Origin of the sequence: Paenibacillus chungangensis, assembly GCF_042675905.1 — a bacterium.
In the GTDB taxonomy this organism is placed as follows: Bacteria; Bacillota; Bacilli; order Paenibacillales; family Paenibacillaceae; genus Pristimantibacillus; species Pristimantibacillus chungangensis.
On record NZ_JBHTJZ010000009.1, the window covers coordinates 403,912 to 412,263 of the forward strand.

The window sequence follows — 8,352 nt, forward strand, 5'->3', positions numbered from 1 at the left end:
GAAGTCTTAATTAGGGAGGCAATCGTATGCCTGATCATAAATGGACGATGACGTTGAAGCCGGAGAATGATGTCTTCGCTTGGCTGAAGCCGCAGCCGGGGGAACGAATTCTGGATTTGGGATGTGGACAAGGCGGCTTCATGGCGCGTATGGCTGCGGCAGGTGCGACACCGGTGGGCATAGACATATCCGAGGAAATGGTGAGCAGGGCCAGAAGGGAATATGAAGAATTGGAAATCGAAGTGGCGGACGCTCGCCAATACCGGTCAAAGCTGCCCTTCGACGCGGTATTCTCCCATGCTTCCTTGCACTGGATCAAGGATGCGGAGGCTGTTGTTCATACGGTGCGGCTTGCGCTGCGCGACGGCGGCCGGTTCGTGGCGGAATTCGCTGGGAGCGGGAATACGGCAATTATGATTCATGCTATACGTCAAGCGTTGGAAGAGCATGGCTATGAATGGGAAGGGCGAAACCCGTGGTACCATCCCACACTCGGGGAGTATGCCGGATTGCTGGAGCAGAACGGATTTCGCGTATTGGCGGCGCACCACTTCGACAGTCCTGCTCCGCTTAAAGGAGAAAATGGGCTTCGAAACTGGCTGGTGTCGTTCGAACGCATGCTGTTCCATGACGTTACTGAAGCAGATAAGAAGCAAATCTACAGCATGATAGAGACGAAGGTTAAACCGTATCTGGAGAATGACGGAGTATGGACGGCAGATACGAGGAGATTAAGAATTGCCGCCATTAAAATTGCGGAAGGAATGCAGCCGGTATGAAAGTCATTGTTATTGGAGCGGGTATATTGGGCGCGTCGACGGCATATCAGCTGGCCAAGCGAGGCGCGGAGGTTCTACTCATTGATCGCAAGGATAAAGGGCAAGCGACGGATGCTGCTGCGGGCATCATCTGTCCTTGGCTGACACAGCGGCGCAATCAGGCATGGTATCGACTAGCTAAGGCTGGGGCGCGCTTCTATCCTGAGCTGATTGACGAGCTTCGCAATGAAGGGGAGACGGAGACCGGTTACAGCAAGGTCGGTTCCCTGCAGCTGCATCATGATCCCGATAAAGTGGACAAAATGATGGAGAGGGCGTATATGCGAAGAGAAGATGCGCCTGAGATCGGGGGCATACAGAAGTGCGGAGAAGAAGATGTTCGCATGCGCTTCCCATTGCTTGCTGACGGTTATCATGCCGTTCATGTCAGCGGAGCGGCCCGTGTCGACGGGCGGTCGCTGCGAGATGCATTACTCCGGTCCGCCTTGCGGCACGGTGCAACGTTCATGGAAGGAGAGGCGGCGCTGGTTGGCCGATCCAACCGTGTTACCGGCGTTGCTGTGAACGGAGATCGCCATGAAGCAGACAAGGTGATTGTCTGCGCCGGCGCATGGGCGCGTCAGCTGCTGGAGCCGCTCGGCATATCCTTTCAAGTGAGCTATCAGAAAGCGCAAATCATGCATGTACAAGTGAACGGGAAAGGCGACACAGGTAGCTGGCCTGTTGTGATGCCGCCTTCCGATCAATACTTGCTTGCATTCGATGAAGGCAAGGTGGTCATTGGCGCTACCCATGAAGATCATATAGAGGGCTATGATACAAGAGTCACGGCTGGCGGCATGCAAGAAATCTTGCAGAAAGCGCTAACAGTAGCTCCAGACCTGGCGGAGAGCACATTTCAGGAGATGCGCGTTGGTTTTCGTCCGTTTACCCCCGGCTTTCTCCCGGTCATCGGGGCCATACCAGGGTGGGAAGGACTGTTGACAGCCAACGGTCTGGGAGCTTCTGGACTAACAGTCGGGCCGTTGCTGGGTGAACAACTAGCGAAGCTTGCGCTGAGTCTGGAGCTTGACATCGAACTGAACGATTATGACATTAGAAAAGCTATACACTAGTCTTTCGAATGTTGTTCACCCTTGAATCGGTATCCAAGCCAGATAGCAGTCGCAGTGAACAGAATCAATGCGGCCGCGTAAAGCCAGTAAGGGGAATCTTCCGAATCCCAATTCGGCGAATGCCTATCTGGCGTCTGTACTTGCATCCCACGACCAGCCGAATAATCACTTAGCAGCTGTTGTACTTGAGCTTTGTGGCCATGCATATTTACACTCACACTGCCTTCTTCAACAGAAAGAGCGGTGATCCAATCGGGATGCAGCAAGGAAGGAGACGGGCCGTTATTGCCGAGAAACACAATGTATGCTCTTCCTTACAGGAATTTCGTTGAAAAGTCTGGACAAGAGTCTTCCGCCGTTCTTCTGCTAGACTTCGTTGAAGGCAGATTAACTATTTTGGGAGCGGGACTCGCACCTACATAGTTGAATACTTTTATAATAGCCTCTCTGCCGTTCTCGTTTGTATTCGTAACTTGGCCATACAGAATCGCTTCAGATTGTGCGCTTAGCAGTTCGAAGGACCATGCGGCGGGACTACCTGCACGGACTAAGGCTGGAGAGGTGGAAGCGAGAACAAACGCACAAGCCAACAGACAGGTTACTAATCGATATTGGATGACATTCACTGCCTTCCTAATATATGTTAGTTATGACGAGCATTAGGTAGAAAACGTTGCAGAAAAGACTTTGGGAGAGCTGAGAAAAGCGAAGCAAAATCAGTGTTCAATGAATAGATCAACAAGGGAATGGGGGACAATGATAAAGTTGCCGATAGGATGAGAACATGAAGATTGTGTGAAATGCATTCTCAGTTAGGAATAAATATAAATTTTGTCTTGACACTTTATATCCTATCGTAAATAATAATGATTATAAAGTTTGTCCAAGGAAATCAGATTGATCCGCCTTGAACAGACTTATCAATACAATCCACTGTTAAAGGAGATATACACACATGTCATTAATCGGAACTGAAGTACAACCGTTCAAAGCACAGGCTTTCCACAAGGGTCAATTCGTCGAGGTCTCGGAGCAAAGCTTCAAAGGCCAATGGAGTGTTGTATGCTTCTATCCTGCAGACTTCACATTCGTATGCCCGACTGAGCTGGAAGATCTGCAAAACCAATACGCTACATTGAAGCAGCTTGGCTGCGAAGTATACTCCGTATCGACAGACACTCACTTCACGCATAAAGCATGGCATGAAACTTCGCCTGCAATCGGTAAAGTAGAATACATCATGATCGGCGATCCTTCCCACATCGTGTCCCGTAACTTCGATGTTCTGATTGAAGAGGCAGGTCTTGCTGACCGCGGTACATTCATCGTTGACCCTGACGGCGTCATCCAAACGGTAGAAATTACAGCTGGCGGCATCGGCCGCGATGCAAGCGCGCTGGTGAACAAGCTGAAAGCCGCTCAATATGTCCGCAACAATCCAGGTGAAGTATGCCCTGCGAAATGGCAAGAAGGCGGCGAAACGCTTAAGCCTAGCCTGGATCTTGTAGGCAAAATCTAAGGAGCTGTTCCTTATGAAACTAGATCAGGAAATCAAAGCTCAGCTCTCGCAATACCTTCAATTGCTGGAAGGCGATCTTGTACTGAAGGTAAGCGCGGGCGAAGGCACTTCATCAGAAGAGATGCTGGCATTGGTTAATGAATTGGCCACGATGTCACCACGTATCTCTGTAGAGCGAACAACGCTGGACAGAACGCCTAGCTTCAGCGTCAATCGCGTGGGAGAGGATACCGGCATTACTTTCGCCGGTACGCCTCTCGGTCACGAGTTCACCTCCTTGGTGCTGGCGTTGCTTCAAGTAAGCGGACGCGCACCGAAGGTAGAACAGAGCGTCATCGATCAGATTAAAGGCATTCAAGGCGAGTATCGCTTCGAATCCTATATTAGCTTGAGCTGTCATAACTGTCCCGACGTCGTACAGGCGCTGAACCTGATGAGCGTGCTCAATCCGGGCATTACGCATACAATGATTGACGGAGCTGTATTCAAGGATGAAGTCGAGAGCAAGGACATTATGTCCGTGCCGACAGTCTTCTTGAATGGGGAGATGTTCGGAGGCGGCCGGATGACCATCGAGGATATTCTCGCCAAGATGGGCAGCGGTCCCGATTCAGAGGAGCTGGCAGGCAAGGAGCCATTCGATGTGCTGGTTGTCGGAGGCGGACCTGCGGGTGCAAGCGCGGCTATCTATGCGGCTCGCAAAGGAATTCGCACAGGCATAGTAGCCGAGCGATTTGGCGGTCAGGTGAATGATACACTGGGCATCGAGAACTTCATCAGCGTGAAGTACATTGAAGGTCCGCAGCTTGTAGCGAGTGTGGAGCAACAGGTGAAGGACTACAATATCGACGTCATGAAGACACAGCGTGCGAAGCGCCTCGAGAAGAAAGAGCTGATCGAGCTTGAGCTCGAGAACGGAGCCGTCCTGAAGAGCAAGACGATGATCATCTCCACAGGTGCCCGCTGGCGTAATCTGGGCGTGCCGGGAGAAGCGGAGTTCAAGAACAAAGGGGTAGCCTACTGCCCGCATTGTGACGGTCCGCTCTTCACAGGCAAGGATGTCGCGGTGATCGGCGGGGGCAACTCCGGCGTGGAAGCGGCTATTGACCTTGCGGGTCTCGTTAATCATGTCACAGTATTGGAATTCGCTGCGGAGCTCAAGGCGGATGCGGTGCTGCAAGAACGCCTGCACAGCTTGCAGAATGTTACGGTCATCACGAATGCGCAAACGAAGGAGATTACAGGCGAGGACAAAGTGAACGGCATCTCCTATATCGATCGCGAGACGGAAGAAACCAAGCATATCGAATTGCATGGCGTATTCGTTCAGATCGGTCTGGTGCCGAATACAGACTGGCTGGACGATACTGTGGAACGTACGCGCATCGGTGAGATCGTGGTGGACAGCCGCGGCGCAACAAGTATGCCGGGCGTATTCGCTGCAGGCGACTGCACGAACAGTCCCTACAAGCAGATCATTATTTCCATGGGTTCAGGCGCGACAGCCGCGCTTGGCGCCTTCGATTACCTCATTCGCAATTAATAGAGAAGCTGGCATTGGTATACGACCGATGCCAGCTTCTTATTTTCTAAAAATTTTAGTACAGGTCAGCTTAGACGCATTCCGGCGGGCAGCCCGTTAATGATCCTGAATTGAACATCTCTAACGTCATGGCAAGCGCGGCGGCGACGAGCGGCTGATCCGCAACAGCGCTGCCGGACAAGAAGGCGTCTCCTGCTGCAATAGCATCTACTGCTCCTTGACAAGTGGCGCCATTGAGAACATTAAGCTTGGCAGCCAAGAGTTGAGCATACAATTGATTGTATTGTGGCACAGGACTTGGTCCAGTTGCTGGCTGAAGAATGAGTAATGCTTCCGCTAACGTATCTACGTTTATGCTCAAGCCTCCTCCATTGCCTAATAGAATGGGAAGATTATCCTCAACGAATTGCGTTCCTTGATTTCTCCAGTACCCAATCGTATGCGTACACGCACCAGGTTCCGGACAAGGGCCTATTACCGGTTCTTCACATACGGCAGAAGTATTCTCTACCATTGCGATAGCGGAGAAGTTAATCATAAATTCGGCACAGACCACTTGGCTAACGGAGAATCTGCACGGCTGAGGTTCTTGAGAGCCATTGCACCTGCCAATAAAGGGACTGCCAACGCAAGTGACATTAATTGTCTCCGTCTCAATAGACGGAATGACCTCCAGATCCGCCTGAAGACAGACTTGATTAGAGACGGTTACGGGACAATTTGCTTCAGGGGCCTGTTGTACGACTACCGTTTGTTGATTGGTTTCGGGTGTTGTTCCTCCACAGCCACAATTCGAATTTGCCAATTTTATCTCTCCTTCTCTTGGATTTACTATATTAGCAGATTCAAAGCTTTGCCGTTTTGTTAAAGGTATTCGACTAGATTTTAAAAATGGTGATTTGCAGGAAGCCTATAGGTTTCTGCTTGTTTTTGCGTTTCTACTAACAGAATAGATGATCGCCATAATATATATAGACTATAGGAAGTATGAAAAGAGGAGGAAGAAAGATGATAGAACATGAGCATGATGAAGCTTGTCAGGATATTCCTGATGACGAAACAGAAACGGAAATGCGCGGCAACCATGAAGATGGAGGGTGTCGAGCAACAATCATAAAAGAAATTCCGATTGAAGCTGAAATCGTTATCTGTCCTTCAGTTCTCGCAGGGAAAATCAAGGTGAGATGCAAGCGAAAAAAAAGAAGAAGAGGGTGCTCGCATAAAAGAAAGCATAAATCCAAATGTAGAAAAGGCTCGAGAGTATGCCGTAAAAAAATAAGGTTCAAAGTAAAACAGCATATTCTTGTGGAAATTCCTTTAACCTTCGACGCAGATGTTAAAGTAGAGAACGTGAAGGCGTGTTGTTCAATCGAGAAAGACGGCTAATGAAACGATAGGGTGATACAAGGAGGGAGGTGATTGTTTCCTTCAATATGAATTGCGGTTATACTAGAAGCAAGGATGAAGTAGGAGCGATACAGTCATGAATCAGACCATTCCATATCGTGTGGAGGATGTGACCGAGATCTGCTTGCTGGCTGGAAAGATTATGCTGCAGAGCGGCGGCGAAACCTATCGGGTGGAAGATACGATGATGCGTATCGCTGAAGCGTTCGGTATTCCAGAGTCGCAAAGCTTTGTGATGCCGACAGGCATCATATTCGGTATTCAGGGAGCATACCCCGCCACCAGACTTGTACGAATAACAGATCGGACAACTGATCTGCAGAAGGTCACGCAAGTAAATGATCTATCACGGCAGATTGCGAGCGGGAACATTAGTCTGGATGAAGCGCTCGAAGCCTTGAAGGGCATCGATGAGGCAAAGAGCGCATACCCCGCATGGGTGCAAATTGCAGCGGCCGCAGTAGCCAGCGGATGCTTTATGATTATGTTTCAAGGCGTCTGGGCAGATTTTATTCCAGTGTCGATAGCTGGCGGAATCGGGCTTGCTTTGCTGATTTGGCTTCATCTGATTATACCCATTCGATTCTTTGCTGAATTTCTGGCTTCTATGGCGATAGGGACGGTATCGGTGTTAATGGTGAAATTAGGGTTCGGTCATCATCTTGATCTGATGATTATCGGCTCGGTTATGCCGTTAGTTCCGGGCCTGCTGCTCACCAATGCCGTTCGCGATCTTATGGCGGGACATCTGCTGTCGGGCTTGTCGAAGGGAGCTGACGCTTTCCTGACAGCGGCTGCCATAGGTGCAGGCATTGCGGTCGTGCTGTCTGTCTTTCAACTATAGACTCATGAAGCTGTATCGGCAATGGAGGTACATATGATGATTGAACAGATGGCAACGAGCTTCGTTGCTTCTACCGCATTCGGCATGATATTCAATGTGCCCAAGCGAGCGCTGCTGCTGTGCGGGCTTGTCGGCTTGCTGGGCTGGATGCTATATTATCTGCTAACGATTCAGGATATGAACGCGATCATAGCGACACTAATCGCTGCGGTTGGCGTGGCGATGTTAAGTCATGCGTTAGCCAGGTGGAAACGCATTCCGATTACGGTCTTCGGTGTATCGGGCATTATTCCGCTCGTGCCGGGAGGACTTGCTTATGATGCGATGAGACACTTGGTTGAGAGCGAGTATACGATTGCTGTGCAACAAGGAGTCAAAGCGCTTATGGTGTCGGGTTCGATCGCCATGGGGCTTGTCCTGTCCGAGGTGTTTCATCAGTTGATTCGGAAGACTTGGGCGAATAGGAGAAGGAACGCGTGAATTTGCACGGGATACAGCCTGCTGCGAAGCGAGAGGATTCCTTATTGGAATTCTCTTTTTTCATCATTCACTATATAATTACTTGATTATATGTTTGAATGCTTATATAGTGAAAAGTGTCATTGTTGACGAAAGGGGACAAATCGAATGGAACAAATTTATACTGTAGCAGACCAATTAAAGCTGCTTGGCGATAAAACGAGACTCACCATGATGGTCATGTTAAAGGAGCGTGCCTTATGTGTATGCGACTTAGCAGATTTGCTCGAGACTTCTCAGCCGAATGCCAGCCAGCACTTGCGCAAGCTGAAAGCTGCAGGGCTGGTGAATGAAGCCCGAAGAGGGCAATGGATTTATTATTCGCTTCATGTGGATGATAAGCCTTATATCCGTGTCATACTGGACGGTCTTCCATCATTAAAAGAGAAAGTGGAATTGATTAAAGAGGATTGCAATTCCTTGTTTGGAGGATGACATGGCTATTATTGCAGTTTTACTATTTTTGCTTACTTTAACCTTTGTCTTTTGGCAGCCAAAAGGCCTCAGCATCGGGTGGTCTGAAGTGCTCCCTGTCAAGTAGACAGTGAAAAAAACAAAAAAACGGTTAGGCCTATCCCTCAGTTCAAGACAGAGAACTGGGGGATTATTTCATTACGCAGCTCGAC

General features: G+C 49.6%; 11 protein-coding genes. 9 read left to right on the forward strand and 2 right to left on the reverse strand.

Translation table 11 applies throughout. The features are described 5' to 3' along the window. The first annotated feature begins 26 nt into the window (after positions 1-26). Both ACFQ2I_RS09645 and ACFQ2I_RS09650 read left to right on the forward strand, forming a co-directional pair. Positions 27-779: a class I SAM-dependent methyltransferase gene (locus ACFQ2I_RS09645; RefSeq protein ID WP_377563852.1), complete on the forward strand. Its 753-nt coding sequence runs from the start codon at positions 27-29 to the stop codon at positions 777-779. Continuing rightward, complete coding sequence (locus tag ACFQ2I_RS09650; protein ID WP_377563853.1) at positions 776-1,894, forward strand: NAD(P)/FAD-dependent oxidoreductase; 1,119 nt, start codon at positions 776-778, stop codon at positions 1,892-1,894. The genes ACFQ2I_RS09645 and ACFQ2I_RS09650 overlap by 4 nt, the downstream gene beginning before the upstream one ends. Here the strand turns inward: ACFQ2I_RS09650 and ACFQ2I_RS09655 are convergent. Further along, a complete protein-coding gene (locus ACFQ2I_RS09655) occupies positions 1,891-2,193 on the reverse strand; it encodes a hypothetical protein (RefSeq protein ID WP_377563855.1) in 303 nt (100 codons plus the stop codon). The two genes, ACFQ2I_RS09650 and ACFQ2I_RS09655, sit on opposite strands and share 4 nt — an antisense overlap. 656 nt (positions 2,194-2,849) lie before the next feature. On the opposite strand from ACFQ2I_RS09655, the gene ahpC reads away from it, so the two are divergent. Then, positions 2,850-3,413 carry an alkyl hydroperoxide reductase subunit C gene (gene ahpC, locus ACFQ2I_RS09660; RefSeq protein WP_377563856.1) on the forward strand — a complete coding sequence of 188 codons (564 nt, stop codon included), beginning with the start codon at positions 2,850-2,852 and terminating at the stop codon, positions 3,411-3,413. 13 nt (positions 3,414-3,426) lie between these two features. Beyond that, the gene (gene ahpF, locus ACFQ2I_RS09665) at positions 3,427-4,956 is read left to right on the forward strand and encodes an alkyl hydroperoxide reductase subunit F (protein WP_377563857.1); all 1,530 of its coding nucleotides are present in this window, start codon (positions 3,427-3,429) and stop codon (positions 4,954-4,956) included. Between the two features lie 70 nt (positions 4,957-5,026). Here the strand turns inward: ahpF and ACFQ2I_RS09670 are convergent, their stop codons facing one another. After that, positions 5,027-5,761, reverse strand: coding sequence for a hypothetical protein (locus ACFQ2I_RS09670; RefSeq protein ID WP_377563858.1), 735 nt, complete (start codon positions 5,759-5,761; stop codon positions 5,027-5,029). 203 nt (positions 5,762-5,964) lie between these two features. Between ACFQ2I_RS09670 and ACFQ2I_RS09675 the strand changes: the two genes are divergently transcribed. The 5 genes from ACFQ2I_RS09675 (at position 5,965) to ACFQ2I_RS09695 (ending at position 8,267) form a co-directional block, all read left to right on the forward strand. Then, entirely contained in the window at positions 5,965-6,342 is a 378-nt protein-coding gene (locus tag ACFQ2I_RS09675) for a hypothetical protein (protein ID WP_377563859.1), read from the forward strand. A 97-nt stretch (positions 6,343-6,439) separates the two neighbouring features. Then, on the forward strand, positions 6,440-7,207 hold the full coding sequence (locus ACFQ2I_RS09680) for a threonine/serine exporter family protein (protein WP_377563860.1): 768 nt from the start codon (positions 6,440-6,442) through the stop codon (positions 7,205-7,207). Between the two features lie 33 nt (positions 7,208-7,240). Then, positions 7,241-7,687, forward strand: coding sequence for a threonine/serine exporter family protein (locus ACFQ2I_RS09685; RefSeq protein ID WP_377563861.1), 447 nt, complete (start codon positions 7,241-7,243; stop codon positions 7,685-7,687). Positions 7,688-7,834: 147 nt separating this feature from the next. After that, entirely contained in the window at positions 7,835-8,161 is a 327-nt protein-coding gene (locus tag ACFQ2I_RS09690) for an ArsR/SmtB family transcription factor (protein ID WP_377563863.1), read from the forward strand. A 1-nt stretch (position 8,162) separates the two neighbouring features. Then, positions 8,163-8,267: an ArsB/NhaD family transporter gene (locus ACFQ2I_RS09695; RefSeq protein WP_377563864.1), complete on the forward strand. Its 105-nt coding sequence runs from the start codon at positions 8,163-8,165 to the stop codon at positions 8,265-8,267. The last annotated feature ends 85 nt before the right edge of the window (positions 8,268-8,352 follow it).